The organism is Polaribacter porphyrae, assembly GCF_002954685.1.
Classification (GTDB): Bacteria; Bacteroidota; Bacteroidia; order Flavobacteriales; family Flavobacteriaceae; genus Polaribacter; species Polaribacter porphyrae.
This window is the reverse complement of the sequence record NZ_MSCN01000001.1, coordinates 860,782-882,354: the sequence shown is the minus strand read 5'-3', so window position 1 is coordinate 882,354 and position 21,573 is coordinate 860,782. Positions and strand designations below refer to the sequence as shown.

Sequence of the window (21,573 nt, the reverse complement as noted above, 5' to 3'; positions counted from 1 at the left end):
CAAATATATAAAAACTTGTGAATAAAAATTAATATGATTCTTTACCAAAAATAGAAAGAATATGTAATTTCACGATTTAAAAAACTTATTAATAAACTATTGAATACCTATTTAAATTCTTTAAACGAAGCACAAAAACAAGCCGTAATTCAAAAAGATGGCCCAATGATTATTATTGCAGGTGCAGGTTCTGGAAAAACAAGAGTATTAACCTATAGAATTGCACATTTAATGCAACAAGGTGTAGATGCTTTTAATATTTTATCACTAACATTTACCAATAAAGCTGCAAGAGAAATGAAAGAGAGAATTGCAGGTGTTGTTGGGCAAAGTGAAGCTAAAAACCTTTGGATGGGAACCTTTCACTCCGTTTTTGCAAGAATTTTACGTTCGGAAGCAGATAAATTAGGCTTTCCTAGTAATTTTACCATTTATGATACACAAGATTCAGTTCGTTTGATAACTGCAATTATTAAAGAGATGAATCTTGATAAAGAACGTTATAAACCTAAACAAATTTTAAGTAGAATTTCATCATTTAAAAACAGTTTAATAACTGTAAGAGCCTATTTTAATAACCCAGATTTGCAAGAAGCAGATATGCATGCAAGCAGACCAAAAGTCGGTGATATTTATAAAGAATATGTAGATAGATGCTTTAAATCGGGTGCTATGGATTTTGATGATTTATTGTTAAGAACCAATGAGTTATTAGCTCGTTTTCCAGAAGTTTTAGCAAAATATCAAGATAGATTTAGATATATAATGGTTGATGAGTATCAAGATACAAACCACTCTCAATACCTTATTGTGAGATCTTTAGCAGATAAATACGAAAACATTTGTGTAGTAGGTGATGACTCACAGAGTATTTATAGTTTTAGAGGTGCCAATATTCAAAATATCTTAAATTTTCAGAAAGATTATCCTGATGTAAAAACCTTTAAATTAGAGCAGAATTATAGATCAACTAAAAACATTGTAAATGCTGCAAATTCTGTTATTGCTAGAAACAAAACCAAATTAGATAAAGAAGTCTGGACGAGCAATGATGCTGGAGACTCTATAAATGTAATGCGAACTATTTCTGATGGAGAAGAAGGGCGTTTTGTAGCCCAATCCATTTGGGAAAACATGATGAACAATCAATTAACTCCCGATAATTTTTGTGTGTTGTATAGAACCAATTCTCAATCAAGAGCCATTGAAGACGCTTTACGCAAAAAAAATATCGATTACACGATTTATGGAGGAATTTCTTTCTATCAGCGAAAAGAAATCAAAGATATTTTATCATATTTAAGAATTCTTATCAATCAAAATGACGAAGAAGCCTTAAAAAGAATTATCAATTATCCTGCAAGAGGAATTGGAGCTACAACTATAGATAGACTAACCATTGCTGCAAATCATTATAAAAAATCAATTTTCGAAATCATAAAGTATATTGATAAAATTGATATTAAAATAAATTCTGGAACTAAAAATAAGCTTCAGAACTTTATGAATATGATTCTACGTTTGCAGATAGAATCACAAACCAAAAATGCCTTTGAAATTGCAGAAACTGTTGTAAAACAAACACGACTGATAAAAGATTTAGAGAAAGATGGCACTCCAGAAACTGTAAGTAAAGTAGAAAACGTTCAAGAACTATTAAACGGAATTAAAGACTTCATAACTGATAAAATTGAGGAGGGAGAAGATGCATCTTTGACATCATTTTTAGAAGATGTTGCTTTGGCTACAGATTTTGATAGCAAAAAAAATGATAATAAGCCAAGTGTTTCGCTGATGACCATTCATCAATCTAAAGGATTGGAATACCAATACGTTTACATTGTTGGTTTAGAAGAAAATTTGTTTCCTTCTGCAATGAGTATGAATACGAGAAGTGAGTTGGAAGAAGAACGCAGATTATTTTATGTTGCATTAACCAGAGCAGAAAAAGTGGCGTATTTAACGTATGCACAAACTCGCTATAGATGGGGAAAATTGATAGATTCTGAACCAAGTCGATTTTTAGAAGAAATTGATGATCAGTTTCTATATTACATCACTCCAAAAATACCAGAACCTTCTATCAATAGATTTGTCGATAAAAGTATTTTTGATGATGCTCCAAAAGGAATTCGTTTTCAAAAACCAATTCAACGTAAAAAAATGGAGCGTAATTTGGTCAGAAAGAAAGAGATTATAATTCCTAAAAACTTAAAAAAAGTATCTCAAACCAATGCTAAACCTAATTTGTTTGATGAAAGTATTGTCGTTGGAAATATTGTAGAACACAACAGGTTTGGAGCAGGAGAGGTAATAGCTTTAGAAGGAAAAGGCCCAAATAAAAAAGCAGAAATAAAATTTAGTACTGTTGGTAAAAAGAAGTTATTACTACAGTTTGCCAAATTAAAAGTGATAGGATAAATAATTACGAATTCATAATTACTAATTCGTAATTATTAATTATTTTGCAACGTTAAATAACTACAAAGTATAAATTGTCAGTTCGAGTGTTTTCTTTTGATTGAAATGAAAAAGAAAATGTATCGAGAACACACTTCAAACATAAATAAATGACATTCGATTTAGAATACAATTCAGAAAGAACATTAATGATTATACCAGAATATGGAAGACATATTCAAAAGTTAGTAAATCATTGTGTGGCTTTAGAAACCAAAGAAGAACGTAACAAAATGGCAAAAGCCATAGTAGATGTTATGGGTAATTTACAACCACATTTAAGAGATGTACCAGATTTTAAACACAAACTTTGGGATCAATTATTTATAATGGCAAAATTTGAATTGGATGTAGATTCTCCATATCCAAAGCCATCTAAAGAAGAATTACAAGAAAAACCAGAACCACTTGCTTACCCAAAATCAGCATCAAGATATCGTTATTATGGAAATAATATACAAACAATGATAGATGTTGCGTTAAGTTGGGAAGAAGGCGATATGAAAGAAGCATTGATATTTACAATAGCAAATCATATGAAAAAATGCTATTTAAATTGGAATAAAGATACTGTTGATGATGCCGTAATTTTTAAGCATTTATATGATTTGTCTGATGGTAAAATCGATTTAAGAAACACAGAAGAAGAATTGATAGAGAGTAAAAACTTATTAAGAAAGAGAAATACACAAGGTCAAAACCATTCTAAAAATAATCACAAGAAACATCATAATAATAGAAATAGAAAAAGATAGATTAAATGGCGTCATTTAAAATTGAAGGAGGACATAAATTAAATGGAACAATAACTCCACAAGGTGCAAAAAATGAAGTTTTACAAATTCTTTGCGCAGTTCTATTAACTCCAGAAAAAGTTACTATACATAATGTTCCAGACATTATAGATGTAAATAAACTGATTTTTATACTAGGAGAACTAGGTGTAAAAGTCAATAAATTAAGTAGTAATTCTTATGAGTTTCAAGCAGATAAAGTAAATTTAGAATATTTAGAATCGTCTGATTTTAAAAGAGATGGTAGCTCTTTACGTGGATCTATTATGATTGTTGGACCTTTATTAGCACGTTTTGGAAAAGGATATATACCAAAACCAGGAGGAGATAAAATCGGGCGAAGAAGATTAGATACTCACTTTGAAGGTTTTATTAACCTTGGAGCTAAATTTAGATACAACAAAGAAGATAAATTTTATGGAGTAGAAGCAGACGAATTATTTGGTACAGATATGCTATTAGATGAAGCTTCTGTAACAGGTACCGCAAATATTTTAATGGCATCAGTTTTAGCAAAAGGCACAACAACTATTTACAATGCAGCCTGCGAACCTTACATACAGCAATTGTGTAAAATGTTAAATTTAATGGGTGCAAATATTACTGGTGTTGGTTCTAACTTATTAACCATAACAGGTGTTGATAGTTTAGGGGGTTGTGAACATCGAGTGTTACCAGACATGATAGAAATTGGTTCTTGGATTGGTGTTGCAGTAATGACAAGGTCAGAACTAACCATAAAAAATGTAAGCTGGGAAAACTTGGGTCAAATACCAGATATATTTAGAAAATTAGGTATTCAATTTGAGAAAAGAGGAGACGATATTTATATTCCAGAACAAGAATCTTACGAAATTCAAAATTATATAGATGGTTCTGTTTTAACAATTGCAGACGCTCCTTGGCCAGGTTTTACACCAGATTTGTTAAGTATTGTTTTGGTAATTGCAACACAAGCTAAAGGCACAGTTTTAATTCATCAAAAAATGTTTGAAAGTCGCTTGTTTTTTGTAGATAAACTTATAGATATGGGTGCAAAAGTAATCTTATGTGATCCACATAGAGCTACTGTAATCGGGCAAAATTTTCAAAGCTCTTTAAAATCAACTACCATGACTTCACCAGATATTAGAGCAGGTATTTCGTTATTAATTGCAGCACTTTCAGCAACAGGTACTAGTACTATTCACAACATTGAACAAATAGATAGAGGTTACGAAAATATTGAGGCAAGACTTAAATCTATTGGAGCTAAAATTGAGAGGATAAATAATTAATATTTTTTTGAAACTATTTCGCGCTTTCCATTATATCTTTTTTTCGTTCCTCAAAAAAGGATGCCATTTCAATCGCGACTAAACCTGTTTGCTAACAAATACAATAAATAAAAAGATAGTGTCAACTTGGCACTATTTTTTTATTGGCAACATTTTTGACAATAAATTGTAAACAATTTAACGATTACTGAAAAATGAGTAAGCAAGAAGAAATTAAAGAAGAAGAAATCAAAAACGAAGAAACAACCTCGCAAGTTGAAGAAAATCAAGAAGTTGTAGAAGAAAATATAAAAGAAGAACCAACAGCAGAAGAGTTAATTCAGGTAGAAAAAGACAAGTTTTTACGCCTTTTTGCAGAGTTCGAAAACTATAAGAAAAGAACAACCAAAGAAAGAATAGAGTTGTTTAAAACCGCAAGTCAAGAATTAATGACAGCTTTATTGCCAATTATGGACGATTTCGATAGAGGTTTGTCAGAAATTAAAAAAGCTAAAGATAAAGAGCTCTTAAAAGGAATGGAATTAATCAATGGTAAGTTAAAAAATACTTTAACTCAAAAGGGATTAGTTGCTATAGAAGTAAAAGCTGGTGATATTTTTGATGCAGAAATTCACGAAGCAATTACGCAAATTCCAGCACCATCAGAAGATATGAAGGGCAAAGTAATAGATTGTATAGAAAAAGGATACAAATTAGGAGAAAAAATTATCAGATATCCAAAAGTGGTAATAGGACAGTAATTAAGTAAAACAGTTGGCAGTAAAGCAGTTAATAACTGATAGAAAACTGCACACTGAAGACTGCAAACTAAAAAGAATGGCAAAACAAGATTTTTACGAAATATTAGGCATTTCAAAATCTGCATCACAAGCAGAGATAAAAAAAGCGTATAGAAAAATGGCGATTAAGTATCATCCAGATAAAAACCCTGGAGATACTACTGCTGAAGAAAACTTTAAAAAAGCAGCAGAAGCTTACGAAGTTTTAAGCGACGAAAACAAAAAAGCACGTTATGACCAATATGGGCATGCAGCCTTCGATGGTCCCCAAGGTGGAGGAGGCTTTGGAGGTGGTGGCATGAATATGGAAGATATATTCAGCCAATTTGGAGACATCTTTGGAGGTGGTGGTTTTGGTGGCGGCTTTGGTGGCTTTGGTGGTGGAGGCCAAAGACAAGCTAGAGTTAAAGGGAGTAATATGCGTATTCGTGTAAAACTTACTTTAGAAGAAATAGCCAAAGGAATTGAAAAGAAAGTAAAAGTTCGTAGAAAAGTACAAGCAGATGGCGTAAAATACAAAACTTGTACAACCTGTAATGGTTCTGGTCAGCAAATGCGAGTTACAAATACTATTTTAGGTAGAATGCAAACAGCAACTACCTGTGGAACTTGTTCTGGAGCTGGAGAAATTATTAGTTCTAAACCAAATGGAGCAGACGCACAAGGTCTAATTGTTAAAGAAGAAACAGTTTCAATAAATATACCTGCTGGTGTTACTGAAGGTGTACAATTAAAAGTTGGTGGAAAAGGTAATGAAGCACCAGGTAAAAACTCAATTGCTGGAGATTTATTAGTCTTAATTGAAGAAGTACCTCACGAAAAGTTAAAGAGGGAAGGTACTAATATTCACTACGATCTATATGTAAATTTTTCAGAAGCTGTTTTAGGTACAAGTAAAGAAGTAGAAACGGTTACAGGTAAAGTAAAAATTAAAGTTGAAGCTGGTACACAATCTGGCAAGATTTTAAGATTAAAAGGTAAAGGTTTACCAAGTATAGAAAGATATGGAACAGGAGATTTCTTAATTCATATTAATGTTTGGACACCACAAGAATTAAATAAAGAACAAAGGCAATTTTTTGAGAAAATGGAATCTGATGATAACTTTTCTCCAAATCCAAATAAATCGGATAAATCTTTTTTTGAAAAAGTAAAAGATATGTTTTCTTAAAATAATATTAAAAATTACTTTCTCTGAATTTTAATACATATTTATTGTTTAATTGTTAAAGATTTAAACTATATTTGATATGTTATTGGTTAGCCAATAACACTTTTTCTTTTTCATAGCAATTTTTCCCACTCAAATTTTATTTGAGTGGGTTTTTTTATGAATTTTAATTAAACTAATTTTGCATTAGCAGACTTATCTTATCGCCAGGCTTTTAGCCTGGAGGAAAGTCCGAACACCACAGAGTATTCATAGCGGATAACATCCGTCCAACGTAAGTTGAGGACAAGTGCAACAGAAAGCAAGTACAGGTAATGCTGTAGTGAAACCAGGTAAACTCTATGAGGTGCAATGCCATGTATATTAGAGCTTGAGAGTTACTCGCTCAATTCTAAAGGGTAGGCAGTTAGATTTTAAAAGTAATTTTAAAACTAGATAAATGATAAGAACCTAAAAATTTAGGTACAGAATTCGGCTTATAAGTCTGCTTTTACTTTTAATTCAAAAATTGATAATTTAAAACCTCAAAATTCTTTGTTTATTGCATTAAATTCAAAGAATTTCAAAATAGCATTTATTTATTCAATAATTATAGCAATCTATTATTTATCTTTCAAAATTCATTTTAAAAATGTAATTTTGTTTTACAAAATTTAAAACTTATACATACATATGGCTTTTGATATTGATATGATTAAACAGGTTTACGCAAATATTGCAGAACGCGTAGATGCTGCTCGTGAAATTACAGGTAAACCACTTACGTTGGCAGAAAAGATTTTATATTCTCATTTATGGGAAGGCAAACCTACTAAAGAACTAGTAAGAGGAAAAGACTATGTAGATTTTGCTCCAGATAGAATTGCTTGTCAAGATGCAACTGCACAAATGGCTTTGTTGCAGTTTATGCAAGCTGGTAAACCTAAAGTAGCAGTGCCAACAACTGTTCACTGTGATCATTTAATTCAAGCTAAAGAAGGAGCCGCAAAAGATTTAAAGCATGCCAATAACACAAGTAGTGAAGTTTTTAATTTTTTAGAATCCGTTTCTAATAAATATGGAATTGGTTTTTGGAAACCAGGAGCAGGAATTATACATCAAGTAGTTTTAGAAAATTACGCATTTCCTGGAGGAATGATGATAGGTACAGATTCTCACACAGTTAATGCTGGTGGTTTAGGAATGGTTGCTATTGGTGTTGGAGGTGCAGATGCTGTAGATGTTATGGCTGGTATGGCTTGGGAATTAAAATTTCCAAAATTAATTGGTGTAAAGTTAACAGGAAAATTGTCTGGTTGGACAGCACCAAAAGATGTAATTCTAAAAGTTGCCGAAATTTTAACTGTAAAAGGTGGGACAGGAGCAATTGTAGAGTATTTTGGACCTGGTGCAACTTCAATGTCTTGTACAGGTAAAGGAACTATTTGTAATATGGGAGCAGAAATTGGTGCAACAACATCAACTTTTGGGTACGATGAATCTATGGAGCGTTATTTACGTGCTACAGATAGAGCAGATGTTGCAGATGCTGCTAATAAAGTTGCATCCTATTTAACTGCAGATGCAGAAGTATATGCAAATCCAGAACAGTATTTTGATCAAGTGATTGAAATCAATTTGTCTGAATTAGGCCCTTTATTAAATGGTCCTTTTACTCCAGATTTATCTACAGCTGTTGGTTCAGATATGACCAAAAAAGCAAATGACAATGGTTGGCCAATTCAGGTTGAATGGGGATTAATAGGTTCTTGTACAAACTCATCTTACGAAGATTTATCAAGAGCGTCATCAATTGCACAACAAGCTATAGACAAAGGTTTAAAAATGAAAGCAGAATTAGGTATTAATCCTGGTTCTGAACAAGTAAGATTTACAGCAGAAAGAGATGGGATTCTTGGGATTTTTGAAAATTTAGATGCTAAAATATTTACAAATGCCTGTGGACCTTGTATTGGTCAGTGGGCTAGATATTCCGATCCAAAAAATGCACCAAAAAATAGTATTGTACACTCTTTTAATAGAAACTTTGCTAAAAGAGCAGATGGAAATCCAAATACACACGCATTTGTAGCTTCACCAGAATTAACTGCAGCTATTGCTGTTGCTGGTCGTTTAGATTTCAATCCGTTAAAAGATACTTTAATCAACGAAAATGGAGAAAAAGTAATGTTTGATGAGCCAACTGGATGGGAATTACCTCCAAAAGGTTTTGAAGTTGAAGAAAATGGTTATTTAGCTCCAAAAGAGGATGGTAGTAGTGTAACTGTTTCTGTTAATGAAGATTCAGAAAGATTACAATTGTTAACACCATTTACGCCTTTAGGAGATTCTATTACAGGAGCAAAATTACTAATAAAAGCTTTTGGAAAATGTACAACTGATCATATTTCTATGGCTGGTCCTTGGTTGCGTTTTAGAGGACATTTAGATAATATTGCCAATAATACTTTAATTGGTGCAGTAAATGCCTTTAATAAGAAAACAAATTTTGTAAAAAATCAGTTAACTGGCGAGTACGATGCAGTTCCTGCAACACAGAGAGCCTATAAAAAAGAAGGAATTAAAACAATAGTTGTTGGAGATCATAACTATGGAGAAGGTTCTTCTAGAGAACATGCTGCAATGCAACCAAGACATTTAGGAGTTGCTGCTGTAATTGTTAAATCTTTTGCAAGAATTCATGAAACAAACTTGAAAAAACAAGGAATGTTAGGTTTAACGTTTGCAAATGAAGCTGATTATGATTTAATTCAAGAAGATGATACCTTTAATTTTGTAGACTTAAATGAGTTTGCTCCAGACAAACAATTAACTTTAGAAATTGTACATTCAGATGGAAGTACAGATACCATCAAACTAAATCATACTTACAACAAAGCACAAATTGATTGGTATAATGAAGGTTCTGCTTTAAATTTAATAAAGAAGCAAAACGCCTAAATCACAGAATAGAAACATTGAAAACTCCTGAAGAAATTCAGGAGTTTTTTTGTAAGTAATTCCTACATTTTTAGACTTTTATTACATCAACTAAAAGATTTAAAAATGAAAAATTTGTGGTTTTTTGAAAATGTGAATTTATTTAACTTGCTTTGTCCTCATAAATTCAAAGAATATAAAGCGTGTCATACTTTTGATGCTTACAACAAAAGTGATTACATTTATTTTGAAGAAGATGCTGCCAATAAAATTTACCTAATTGAAAATGGAAAAGTTAAATTAGGATATTATACTGAAGATGGTAATGAAGTTGTAAAAGCTATTTTAACTAAAGGCGAATTATTTGGTGAAAAAGCCATTTTAGGAGAAGAAAAAAGAAATGAATTTGCCCAATCTTTAGACAATTCAACATCAATTTGCCCAATAGGAGTTACTACAATGCACGATTTAATGCGTGATAATAAAACATTTAGTTTAAAGATTTATAAATTTTTAGGTTTACGATTTAAAAAATTAGAAAGAAGATTACAGTTAATTTTATTCAAAGATACCAAAACTCGTCTTTTAGAATTTATGAAAGAGTTGTGCGAAGAATATGGTTACAATTGTGATAAAACTGGAGATAAAGTAATTCAACATCCTTATACTCAAAAAGATATTGCATCATTAATTGGTACTTCTAGATCTAATTTAAATGTTATGATGAATGAGTTAAAAGAAGATAACATCATCAATTTTAATAGAAAAGAAATAAGATTACTTCAAAAAATTGCCTAAATGTTCGCTGGCTAACATTTAAATGTTTTTCATCAATATAACTTTGTTGTCAAATAATAAAACAACAATAAAATGAAAAATTTTTTAAAATTAGCATATCTATGTGCAGCAATAGTATTTTTTGTGTCTTGTGATAATGACAACGAAACAACAATTACAGAAGGAGATCTAACAGTAGATTTAACAGGATTAGAAGAATTAGGTTCAGGTTACGTTTACGAAGGCTGGTTAATTGTAAACGGTAGTCCAGTAAGTACAGGGACGTTTACAAGTGTTTCTTTTCCACAAACTTTTACTGTAGGTATAGACGATTTAAATGCAGCAAGTCAATTTGTACTGTCTATAGAACCTGCAGGAGAAACAGGAATTGCAGCAGCAACTCCAGCATCCACAAAATTATTAGCAGGAGAATTTTCTGGAAACTCTGCAAATGTTACCTCAACAGAGATTGTTGCAGATTTTAGTAACGCTTGGGGAAAATACATATTAGCAACGCCAACAGATACTGACGATTCAAATGAAGCAAGTGGAGTTTGGTTTTTGGACAATTCTTCAGGTAGTCCTGCTGTTGGTTTAGGCTTGCCAACTTTAACAGATGGATGGCAATATGAAGGTTGGGTAGTTTTAAACGGAACACCTGTTAGCACAGGAACTTTTACGAATCCAGCTGCAGCCGATAATAATGCTGCAACATCTCCATACAAAGGAACTGCTGGTAATGGACCTGGTTTTCCTGGTGAAGATTATTTAATGGGTTCTGCTGCAGGAGTTGATTTTCCTACGGATTTAAAAGGAGCAACAGTAGTAATTTCTGTAGAACCTAGTCCAGATGATAGTCCTTTACCTTTTGCGCTAAAGCCTTTAGCACATTTAATACCTACTGATGCACAAAATCATTCAGTTTTAACAATGGGTACAGGTCCAAAAGTAGTTCTAACTGGAAGTGTTTCTAGATAAATTATTAGAAATCCCCTTCTTATATTTATAGAGGAAGTAATTTTAGATATTACTTCCTCTTTTTATTTAGTTTTTTTCAAAGACAATACTCCTAATAAAGGTCCAACAGCTAAAACCATAAAAATAAAGTTTGATGTAGTATGAATTTGCAAACTATTTAAAATTTGAATACTAATAATTGTAATGGAAAAACCAATACAATTCACAATAGTTAACGCTGTTCCTCTATCTTTAGAAGGTGCGTTTTGTGCAACTAAAGTCGAGAAAAGAGGAGAATCTGCAATTACAACCATTCCCCAAAACAATAAAAAACTGATAAATAGATGTTGATTTTCTACTTGGAATAAAAAAGGAGAAATCAAGCAACAAATTCCTGATAAAAACAGAAAAGTAGTCGCGGTTTTTTTCAACCCTAATTTTTCATAGATATAACCACCTAAAGCACAGGATAAACTACCAATTGCTATAATGAAAAAGGATAATAAAGAGATGTTAAAATCTTGAATTGAATGTGTTTTTTGATAAATAGATAGTAAAACTGGTACAAAAGCCCAAAATGTGTACAACTCCCACATGTGTCCAAAATATCCAAAAGCTGCTTTTCTAAATTCAATATTTTTAAAGATATTGAAGCAAATGGATAAATCTAAATTTTTACTCGGTTTTCTAAATGGACCATCTTTCACAAAAATCAATAGTAAAAATCCACCAAAAAAGGCTAATATTGATGTTGCTATTAATACACTTTTCCAAGAATAATCTACCAAAATATCTTTTAATAAATGAGGTAGGGCAGTACCTAAAACTAAAGCACCTACTAAAAATCCTAAAGATTTTCCTAATCCTTTTTGATAATAATCTGTGGCAATTTTCATTCCAACAGGATAAATTCCTGCCAAGAAAAATCCTGTTAAAAACCGAAAACTTACCAAACTAAATAAAGTTTGTTGTTCTAAAACAAAACCCAAATTAAAAATAGCACCTAAAACAGCACTGATAAAAAATACTTTTGATGGCGAAAAACGATCAGCAATAGTAAATAAAGCAAAGAGTAAAGTACCAGAAATAAAACCAAACTGTACAGCAGCTGTTAAGTTACCTAATGCACTTTTCTGCAAATTAAAAGTTAGAACCAAATTTTGCATCACTCCATTGCCAGCAAACCACAAAGAAGTGCAACAAAATTGACAAACTACAATTATTGGTAAAACTAGTTTGGAATTGTACATTTATAATTACGAAATTAACAAAAAGAGTCTAATAATCGGCTAAAAAATTATTTTTCAGCAACATTAGTTTCTTTATATTTGAGATAATGAAAAAAGTCAAAATCATAGAATGTCCTAGAGATGCAATGCAGGGTATAAAATCTCATTTTATTTCCACTGAAAAAAAGGCATTGTACATCAATTCGTTACTTAAAGTAGGTTTTGATACTATTGATTTTGGCAGTTTTGTATCACCAAAAGCAATTCCGCAAATGCGAGATACAGCAGACGTTCTGGCAAAGTTAGATTTATCTAGAACAGAAAGTAAATTGTTAGCCATTATTGCCAATGTGAGAGGAGCAAATGATGCTTCTCAATTTGAAGAAATTGATTATTTAGGGTATCCTTTTTCGATTTCAGAGAATTTTCAAATGCGTAATACACACAAAACTATTGCAGAATCTATAGAAACTTTAGACACCATTTTAAATATTGCTGACAAAACAAGCAAAGAAGTTGTAGCCTATTTGTCTATGGGTTTTGGAAACCCTTATGGAGATCCTTGGAATGTGGATATAGTAGGAGCATGGACAGAAAAACTCTCAAAAATGGGCGTAAAAATTCTATCACTTTCTGATACGATTGGAAGCTCTACTCCAGAAGTGATTGATTATTTATTTTCGAACTTAATACCAAAATATCCAGAAATTGAATTTGGTGCGCATTTGCATACTACTCCAGACAAATGGTTTGAAAAAGTAAATGCAGCTTACAAAGCTGGTTGTTTGCGTTTTGATGGGGCAATTAAAGGTTATGGAGGTTGCCCAATGGCTAAAGATGAATTGACAGGCAATATGCCCACAGAAAAATTAGTAAGTTATTTTACAGCACAAAAAGCAAATACAAATATAAAACCTATGAGTTTTGAAAGTGCTTATAATAAGGCTTTAGAGGTTTTTATATAATATTGATATTTGTAATAGATTATTATTAAATTGTCTTTACAGGATAACAGTAAAATAAAAAGTACTACATACAATTAAATTTACTGTATATCGTAAATAAAAATTACTATAAAACGAATTGTGTGTAATTAAAAACCAACCGACAGAATGAAACTAGGAAGAAACGAAAAATGTCATTGTGGAAGTGGTTTGAAATACAAAAAATGTTGTCAAACTAAATCTTCCGAAACAAAAAAAACTATTGAAATAACACTTTCAAATCTTATAAATACCATAAAACTTGGTTTAGAAAATTTAGACAAAATAAATGGTTCGAAACAAAAAATTAGAGTCAAGGATATAAAATTAATGAATGAAGATTCACTTGTGTGTGAATTCTATCCCTATAAAAAAAAATCAATTGACATTAAAATAGAAATCGCAACTATAATGGGATTCTTTAATGGATTTTTTAAAGATGATCCATATGATGGAATTCGTTTTAGATATTATGCTACGAGAGCTTACAATAATGAAGATTTAGAATTATTATATGCTTTATCTTCAAAAGCAAGTGCTGAACAGCTTGGAACAGGGAATTCCGTTGATTGGATGAAGTCTACAATCTTCCAAGAAAACACAAATGATTATCGCCTTGGAATAGCAAAAAAAATAATTTCGGAAATTGAAATAACAATTCGTAAAGTAATTAAAGATATTCTTTCAAAAAAATATGGTACTGATTGGTGGAACTTAACACTTAACAACAAACTTGGAAAAAGTATTAAAGACACTTATAATAATCAATTTGGGTTTGAAATAGATAATGGTAATGTTCTAATCAAATACACATATATTCTACAATTAAAGAAAATAATCACAACTTATTGGCCAGATTTCAAAATGCTATTTAACAAAAAAACTGATTTTGAAAATTTGATTGATAGTCTTAACTTAATTAGAAGAGAAGAAGCTCATAATAGAGTTATAACACAATCTCATTTGGACGAATTAAATGAAATTTATATAAAGCTGCTATCTAAAATTTCTGAAAAATATCCTGAAATTTTACCAACACACTTAATTGATAGTTGGAAATCAAAAATAAAACTGATTATGTCTAATGTTTATAAACCATTATATAGTAACTCTGAACTTATTGATGAACCAGATTCAAAAATCAAACTGATTAAATCTATTAACAGTACAAAACATTTAATAGAATATATAAAAGAAACTATTATTAGACTTCAATCATTAGTTGTTCCAGTTCAAAAAAATGCAATTCACAATGAGTTAGTACAACATTTCGATAATTATAAGAATTTATCAGAAAAAAAACTTAAAAACATTACAAATGGAGAATTACAAATATTACTAAAAACCCTGAAAGAAATTGAAAATTATGAAATCACAATGAATGAATTCACAGGAAAATTTTTACTGTCAGAAGCGTAAAATAACTATACACAATATCCGTATATAACAAATAAGAATAAAAAGAAACCAAAAGTGAAACTACCAAAACTATTTACCTATTTCCTATTCATCATAATTTTATCATCTTGTTCAAAAGACGATAATAAAATAGATTTCATTTTTTTATAATTGAATGATGTGTATGAAATAGCACCAATTCAAGGAGGAAAAATAGAAGGAATGACTAGAGTAGCAACTGTGCACAAAGAACTGATGTAAGAAAATAAAAACACAATGTAGTTTACCAGCTGGAGATTTTTTGAGTTCTTCAGTTTTAGAAACTATTTTAAAAGGTTCGACATTCCTTTTTATTAAATAACGTGAGTTCGATATAACTTTTTTTATTTACAAATGATATTTTATTGAAAATTAACTGATTGTCATTTCGAACATTGCTGAAATCAAAATATATTTTGATTGAAAGTATCTTACGAAGTAAAAGTGTATGTTTTTAGAGTTTTACTATTGATATTTTTCCACAAAATCGAAATGACAATTCATGAAAATACCATTTTTACAAACATAAAAATAGGATACTTCCTACATTTAGCTTCAAATTTCTAAAACCACTATCTTTCTCTGCGTCTTCTGCCAAAACCACCAGATTTTCTATCTCCAGAGTTTTTAGGTCTATCAGAAGAACGTCTTTCGGTTCTTTTTCGTCCTCCATCATCACTTCTTCTAGAAGAACCTTCAGAAGTTCTACGTCTTCCAAAGCCTCCGTCTTTTTTACCAAATGGTTTTTTTCCACGTCTTCTGTTTCCAACACCTGAACGTTCTTTCTTTGTAATTTCTACATTTACAGAGCGTCCTTCAAAATCAGGTTGATTATCTCCAAAAGCATCTAATGTTTTTTGTTCGAAATTTTTATCAATCTCAAAGAAAGAGAAGGTGTCTAAAATATCTATAGCACCAATTTCTATTTTATCTCCTATTTCTTGGTCATTAATTAAACCAATTAATTTAGCAGGGTTCAGTTTGTCTTTTCTACCAATATTTATAAAAAAACGAGTCATATTATCAGCAGTCATTCTAGTTCTAGAATTTTCTCTTCCTAAATCATTTAAATCTTTAGAATTTTCGTAGTATGCAAGCATTGTGTTAAACTCTAAAGAAACAAATTTTTGAATTAATTCTTCTCTATCTAAATCTGCTAATTTTTCATAGATTGCAGGTAAAAACTCTGTAATTTCAGACTCATTTACTTCAGTTTTTTGTACTTTATCAATCAAATTCATTAATTGATTTTCTACAATTTCTTTTCCTGTAGGTACTTTTGCTTCAACAAACTTTTGTTTGATGATTCTTTCTATAACTCGTAATTTCCCTTTTTCTCTATTATTTACAAGAACTATAGAAATACCTTTATTACCAGCTCTACCAGTTCTACCACTTCTGTGTGTGTAGTTTTCTATTTGATCTGGTAATTTATGATTAATTACATGTGTTAATTCATTTACATCTAATCCACGAGCAGCAACATCTGTAGCTACTAAAATTTGTATTGTTTTTTTACGGAATTTACCCATAACAGAATCACGCTGTGCTTGCGATAAATCTCCATGCAAAGAATCTGCATTATACCCGTCTTTTATTAAATTATCTGCAACTTCTTGAGTTTCTCTTCGAGTTCTACAAAAAATTATTGCATAAATATCTGGGTTTAAATCTGCTATTCTTTTTAATGCTGGATATCGAGTTCTTTCTGTAACTGCATAATATTCATGACTAACATTTACAGAACCAGAATTTTTTTCACCAGAGGTAACTTCTACTGGTTTTGTCATGTAATTTTTAGCAATTGCTTCCACTTCTCTAGGAAATGTTGCTGAAAATAATAACGTTTGTTTTGTTTCTGGAGTAGCTTCAAGAACTTTATCAAGTTCTTCTTTAAAGCCCATATTCAACATTTCATCAGCTTCATCTAAAACCAACCACTGAACATTACCAAGTTTTAAGGCTCTTCTGTTTATTAAATCAACAGTTCTTCCTGGTGTTCCTACAACAATTTGAGATCCTTTTTTTAAAGATCTTATTTGATCTTCAATACTTGAACCACCATATACTGTAGTTACTTTTACTCCTTTTAAATATTTACTAAAATCTTTAATGTTGTTACCAATCTGTACAGCCAATTCTCTAGTTGGAGATAATATAATAGCTTGTACATTGCTTTGATTTTCATCTAAAAGTTCTAAAATTGGTAAACTAAATGCTGCAGTTTTTCCTGTGCCTGTTTGTGCAAATGCCTTTAAATCGTCTGTAGATTGAATAATTTGTGGAATTGCTTTTTCTTGAATAACAGTTGGTTTTTCGTAGCCTAAATCTGTTAATGCTTTTTTAATAGGTTCCTTTAAACCTAATTCTAAAAATGTTGACATTACTGTGTTTTTTTGGATTCACAGAACGCCCACCTGTAAACCCGATTATAAATTCGACCTGATTTTTAATGAGTTATGCTCAAAATAAAAATCGTGCAAAGGTACAGTAAAAAAAATAGATGATAAGTTTAAGTACTTAAAATTAGTTATTATTTAATTCTTTTAAGTATTTATTTACGTTGTTAGAAGATATTGATGCATAACCATTAATAACTTTTCCTTTGTTGTTTACTAAAATAGAACGTGGCATTTTACTAGTTAAAAATTTATGTGCATCACTATTAGGTTTTAAATAAAACTGATTTTTTATATCAATTTTATTTACTCTTTTAGGATTTTTATCATCTATGTTTACAATAAGAAAATCAATATTAGGATAGTTTTTTATCAAAAAATTTATCCTTGAAGAAAAATAGAGTTCAGATACATAATCTGGATGCCAAAAGAAAATAAAAGAATTTTTGTTCTTCAATAATTTATTTATGGATAGTTCTGTATTAGAAAAATCTACCAGTTTAAAACTTGGCAATTTATGGTTTACATGAATAGCTTTAGTGTCTTGAATTAAATTCTTTATCATTAACTTATCTTCTTCACTTGTACTAATTTTAAAAAAAGTATCAAAAGGTTTAGTGTCAAAATCACATGTAGATTTATTATAAAAATGACTAATAACAGTTTGTCTTAAAAAGGCATTCTTGGTTTTTTCTAATTTTATTTTTTCGTCAATTAGACCTAATAAGTCAGACGTAAAACTAGGAGTATAACTATTTTTAGTAGGCAAATGACCCAAACTGTAGGTTTTATTATACAAATAACTTCTTGTGTATCTAGAATATGGAGGGTAATACATTAAAGAATCTTTGTTTCTTTTAATTTTATTTCTAAAAGAGTAAAAAGAATTTTCCATTTTAGGGAAATTATCCTTTTTATTATACTTTACATTCATCATTGGATATCTTTCAAGTCTAGAATATAAAGGATATGTTAAAGCTATTTTTAAGGTTTCGTTATACGCTTCTGTTTCCTCTGGATGATTATCTACATAATCTTGATAAGTAGCCATTTTAATCTTTAAAATAGAATCTACTTTAAGTTTAAATTTTTTGGGTGGTAGTTTATTAAATTGATAAAAAACTCTGCTTTCTTTTTCATCTTCTAAAAAGCAGTCTATTAACATATTATTACGCTCTGCACCTTCGCCAGCATAAACTAAAGATTCATCAAAATCCCATGTATTTAGACGAAGCATTAAGCTATCTTGTGGCTCTAGATATATATATTGATTTTCATTACCATGAAAAAAATAATACAAACCTTCACTTACATTTTTTAACTCACTAAAGAATTTATCATTTTCATCTAGATAAAAAGTGTCGATAGCAATATTTTGCGAATACAAAATAACCTGATTAGATTTCGGGTTAATGATTTTGCCACCAAAATAAGTAATATTATTCTTTTTATCTGAATCACAACTGCTTACTATCAATATAGCAGAAATGTTAAGTAGAATAATTATTTTTTTTATCATATAAAAATCTAAAAATGATGTACCAACAAATTTAGGTATTCAAGCTAGCCGTATTTGTTAAGGGGTTGTTAAAAAAAGAAAATCATCTTTACTAAAAAAGAGACATATTTATCAATATTACTTATTAATTCTAGTGTATTATGAGAAATCAATTTATTACTTTTGCAAAAAAAATAAAATACTATTATGTTATCAGTTTCTAACTTATCAGTACAATTTGGAAAACGTGTTTTGTTTGATGATGTAAATACTAAATTTCAAACAGGCAATTGTTATGGAATTATAGGTGCAAATGGTGCAGGAAAATCTACTTTCTTAAAAATTCTCTCTGGTAAAATGGATCCAACTTCTGGTCAGGTTCATTTAGAACCAGGTAAAAGAATGTCGGTTTTAACACAAAATCATAATGAGTTTGATGAATTTCCTGTTTTAGAATCTGTTGTTATGGGAAACAAGGAGTTGTTTTCTATTAAAAAAGAAATTGATGCATTATATGCAGATTACACTGATGAAAATGCAGAAAAAATAGGCGAACTTCAGGTAACTTTTGAAGAAATGAATGGCTGGAATGCTGATTCTGATGCTGCAGCTTTACTCTCTAATTTAGGTATTTCAGAAGATTTACATTATAGTTTGATGAAAGATTTAGATGGTAAACAAAAGGTACGTGTTTTATTAGCACAAGCTTTATTTGGCAGTCCAGATGTGTTAATTATGGATGAACCTACCAACGATTTAGATTTCGAAACTATTGGATGGTTAGAAAACTTTTTAGCAAATTATGATAATTGTGTTATTGTAGTTTCGCACGATAGACACTTTTTAGATGCAGTTTGTACTCATATTTCTGATATAGATTTTAGTAAGATAAATCATTATTCAGGAAATTATACATTTTGGTATGAATCTTCACAATTAGCAGCAAAACAAAGAGCACAACAAAATAAAAAAGCAGAGGACAAAAAGAAAGAGTTAGAGGAATTTATTCGAAGATTTTCTGCGAATGTTGCCAAATCAAAACAAGCTACTTCTCGTAAAAAAATGATTGAAAAGCTGAATGTAGAAGATATTAAGCCATCTAGTAGACGATACCCAGCTATTATTTTTGAAAGAGATAGAGAAGCAGGAGATCAGATTTTGAATGTAGATGGTTTAGCAAAAGAATTTGAAGGTGAAAAACTTTTTGCCAATATCGATATTAACTTACAAAAAGGTGATAAAGTTGCTGTAATCTCTAAAAACTCTAGAGCAGTAACAGCATTTTATCAAATAATAATGGGTAATGATAAAGCTGATGCTGGTAAATTTTCTTGGGGAGTTACTACAACTCAATCATATTTACCTTTAGATAATTCGTCATTTTTTCAAGATGGAAGTTTGAATTTAGTGGATTGGTTAAGGCAATACGCACAAACAGAAGAAGAACGTGAAGAAGTATATTTACGAGGATTTCTTGGTAAAATGATTTTTTCTGGAGAAGAAGCTTTAAAGAAAAGTAATGTTCTTTCTGGAGGAGAAAAAGTACGTTGTATGTTGTCTAGAATGATGATGAAAAGAGCTAATATTTTAGTTTTAGACGAACCTACAAATCACTTGGATTTAGAATCTATACAAGCATTAAATAACTCTTTAATTAATTTTAAAGGAACAGTTTTATTTACCACTCATGACCATGAATTTGCACAAACAGTAGCTAACAGAATTATAGAATTAACACCAAAAGGAGTTATTGATAGGTTAGGTACTTTTGATGAATATTTATCAGACAAAAAGATAAAAGAATTACGTGATAAGATGTATGCGTAATTAGATAAGATTTTTTCGAATTTTAAAAGTTTAAAACTCCATAAATTTAAATTTATGGAGTTTTTTTTTATTATAAAAATTAATTAAGAATTCATGTTTCTATATTAAAATTTATCTTTTCTGTAAAGGACTAATTATCTTAACATCAGAAAAAGAAATTGCTCCTCTAACCACACCATCAATGGTTTTCTTGAGAGCTTCAATCATTTGCATTTTAAGTTGCGATTTATGATAAATTAAACTTACTTCTCTTGCAGGTGGTGGATTTTCAAAATCACGTAAATGATTTTTATCTTCATCATTTAAATCTAGTGTATGTAAATAGGGTAATAGTGTCATACCCAAACCTTCTTTAGCTAGTTTAATTAATGTATCAAAACTCCCGCTTTCTAATTGAAATCCTTTTTTATTATCAATTTTATGGGTTCTACATAAGTTAATCACACTATCTTTAAAGCAATGCCCATCTTCTAATAATAAAATATCTTCCATCTCAAGCTCATTTACAGAAATATTTTTGTTCTTAAACAAACGATGATTTTGAGGAATTAATCCCACAAAAGGCTCATAATACAGAGGACGTTCTTTTATTGCTTCATTTTCTAATGGAGTAGCTGCTAAACCAGCATCTATGTGTCCGTCAGCAAGTTTCTTTACTATTTCTTCAGTAGTAAGTTCTTCTATAATTAATTTTACTTTTGGGTATTTTTTAGTAAAATTATTTAAAAACATAGGCAGTAAAGTAGGCATAACTGTTGGTATAATACCAAGTCTAAATTCACCTCCAATATATCCTTTTTGTTGATGAACAATATCTAAAATACGATTGCTTTCATCAACAATAACTTTAGCTTGTTCTACAATTTTTTGACCTATTTGTGTTAATTCTATTGGTTTTTTAGATCGATTAAAAATTTGAACATCTAGTTCATCTTCCAATTTTTGAATTTGCATGCTTAAGGTGGGCTGTGTAACAAAACTATGTTCTGCAGCTACAGTAAAATTTTGATATTCTGCTACAGAAAGCACATATTTTAGTTGGGTAATTGTCATAAATAAGAATTTT

The 21,573-nt window shown here is 30.2% G+C and carries 15 protein-coding genes and 1 other RNA gene; 12 read left to right on the top strand and 4 right to left on the bottom strand.

The annotated features are described in order from the left end of the window. The first annotated feature begins 99 nt into the window (after nt 1–99). From BTO18_RS04045 to BTO18_RS04005, 9 genes are all read left to right on the top strand, one after another. Complete coding sequence (locus BTO18_RS04045) at nt 100–2,421, top strand: ATP-dependent helicase (RefSeq protein ID WP_105014998.1); 2,322 nt, start codon at nt 100–102, stop codon at nt 2,419–2,421. Nucleotides 2,422–2,570: 149 nt separating this feature from the next. Then, the gene (locus tag BTO18_RS04040) at nt 2,571–3,215 is read left to right on the top strand and encodes a DUF4290 domain-containing protein (RefSeq protein ID WP_105014997.1); all 645 of its coding nucleotides are present in this window, start codon (nt 2,571–2,573) and stop codon (nt 3,213–3,215) included. A 5-nt stretch (nt 3,216–3,220) separates the two neighbouring features. Continuing rightward, nucleotides 3,221–4,531 (top strand): UDP-N-acetylglucosamine 1-carboxyvinyltransferase, encoded by a 1,311-nt coding sequence (murA, locus tag BTO18_RS04035; RefSeq protein ID WP_105014996.1) that lies wholly within the window; start codon nt 3,221–3,223, stop codon nt 4,529–4,531. 194 nt (nt 4,532–4,725) lie between these two features. After that, nucleotides 4,726–5,271: a nucleotide exchange factor GrpE gene (locus tag BTO18_RS04030; RefSeq protein WP_105014995.1), complete on the top strand. Its 546-nt coding sequence runs from the start codon at nt 4,726–4,728 to the stop codon at nt 5,269–5,271. A gap of 76 nt (nt 5,272–5,347) precedes the next feature. Then, complete coding sequence (gene dnaJ, locus BTO18_RS04025; RefSeq protein WP_105014994.1) at nt 5,348–6,481, top strand: molecular chaperone DnaJ; 1,134 nt, start codon at nt 5,348–5,350, stop codon at nt 6,479–6,481. A 186-nt stretch (nt 6,482–6,667) separates the two neighbouring features. After that, nucleotides 6,668–6,976: RNase P RNA component class A (gene rnpB, locus BTO18_RS04020), an RNA gene on the top strand. 177 nt (nt 6,977–7,153) lie between these two features. Continuing rightward, nucleotides 7,154–9,421 (top strand): aconitate hydratase, encoded by a 2,268-nt coding sequence (locus BTO18_RS04015; protein WP_105014993.1) that lies wholly within the window; start codon nt 7,154–7,156, stop codon nt 9,419–9,421. A gap of 105 nt (nt 9,422–9,526) precedes the next feature. Next, complete coding sequence (locus BTO18_RS04010; RefSeq protein WP_105014992.1) at nt 9,527–10,198, top strand: Crp/Fnr family transcriptional regulator; 672 nt, start codon at nt 9,527–9,529, stop codon at nt 10,196–10,198. A gap of 72 nt (nt 10,199–10,270) precedes the next feature. Then, complete coding sequence (locus BTO18_RS04005; protein WP_105014991.1) at nt 10,271–11,155, top strand: anti-sigma factor; 885 nt, start codon at nt 10,271–10,273, stop codon at nt 11,153–11,155. Nucleotides 11,156–11,217: 62 nt separating this feature from the next. On the opposite strand, the gene BTO18_RS04000 is transcribed toward BTO18_RS04005, so the two are convergent. Continuing rightward, nucleotides 11,218–12,384 carry an MFS transporter gene (locus tag BTO18_RS04000; RefSeq protein WP_105014990.1) on the bottom strand — a complete coding sequence of 389 codons (1,167 nt, stop codon included), beginning with the start codon at nt 12,382–12,384 and terminating at the stop codon, nt 11,218–11,220. 86 nt (nt 12,385–12,470) lie between these two features. On the opposite strand from BTO18_RS04000, the gene BTO18_RS03995 reads away from it, so the two are divergent. Together BTO18_RS03995 and BTO18_RS17800 are read left to right on the top strand one after the other, a co-directional pair. Continuing rightward, the gene (locus tag BTO18_RS03995; RefSeq protein WP_170063225.1) at nt 12,471–13,328 is read left to right on the top strand and encodes a hydroxymethylglutaryl-CoA lyase; all 858 of its coding nucleotides are present in this window, start codon (nt 12,471–12,473) and stop codon (nt 13,326–13,328) included. Between the two features lie 147 nt (nt 13,329–13,475). Continuing rightward, the gene (locus tag BTO18_RS17800; protein ID WP_105014988.1) at nt 13,476–14,765 is read left to right on the top strand and encodes an SEC-C domain-containing protein; all 1,290 of its coding nucleotides are present in this window, start codon (nt 13,476–13,478) and stop codon (nt 14,763–14,765) included. A gap of 590 nt (nt 14,766–15,355) precedes the next feature. On the opposite strand, the gene BTO18_RS03985 is transcribed toward BTO18_RS17800, so the two are convergent. Both BTO18_RS03985 and BTO18_RS03980 read right to left on the bottom strand, forming a co-directional pair. After that, a complete protein-coding gene (locus tag BTO18_RS03985; protein ID WP_105014987.1) occupies nt 15,356–17,167 on the bottom strand; it encodes a DEAD/DEAH box helicase in 1,812 nt (603 codons plus the stop codon). A gap of 142 nt (nt 17,168–17,309) precedes the next feature. Beyond that, nucleotides 17,310–18,701 (bottom strand): hypothetical protein, encoded by a 1,392-nt coding sequence (locus BTO18_RS03980; protein ID WP_105014986.1) that lies wholly within the window; start codon nt 18,699–18,701, stop codon nt 17,310–17,312. Nucleotides 18,702–18,887: 186 nt separating this feature from the next. Here BTO18_RS03980 and BTO18_RS03975 point away from each other — a divergent pair, with 186 nt between their 5' ends. Beyond that, nucleotides 18,888–20,507 carry an ABC-F family ATP-binding cassette domain-containing protein gene (locus BTO18_RS03975; RefSeq protein WP_105014985.1) on the top strand — a complete coding sequence of 540 codons (1,620 nt, stop codon included), beginning with the start codon at nt 18,888–18,890 and terminating at the stop codon, nt 20,505–20,507. A gap of 111 nt (nt 20,508–20,618) precedes the next feature. Here the strand turns inward: BTO18_RS03975 and BTO18_RS03970 are convergent, their stop codons facing one another. Then, nucleotides 20,619–21,560, bottom strand: coding sequence for a hydrogen peroxide-inducible genes activator (locus BTO18_RS03970; RefSeq protein WP_105014984.1), 942 nt, complete (start codon nt 21,558–21,560; stop codon nt 20,619–20,621). Between the last annotated feature and the right edge of the window lie 13 nt (nt 21,561–21,573).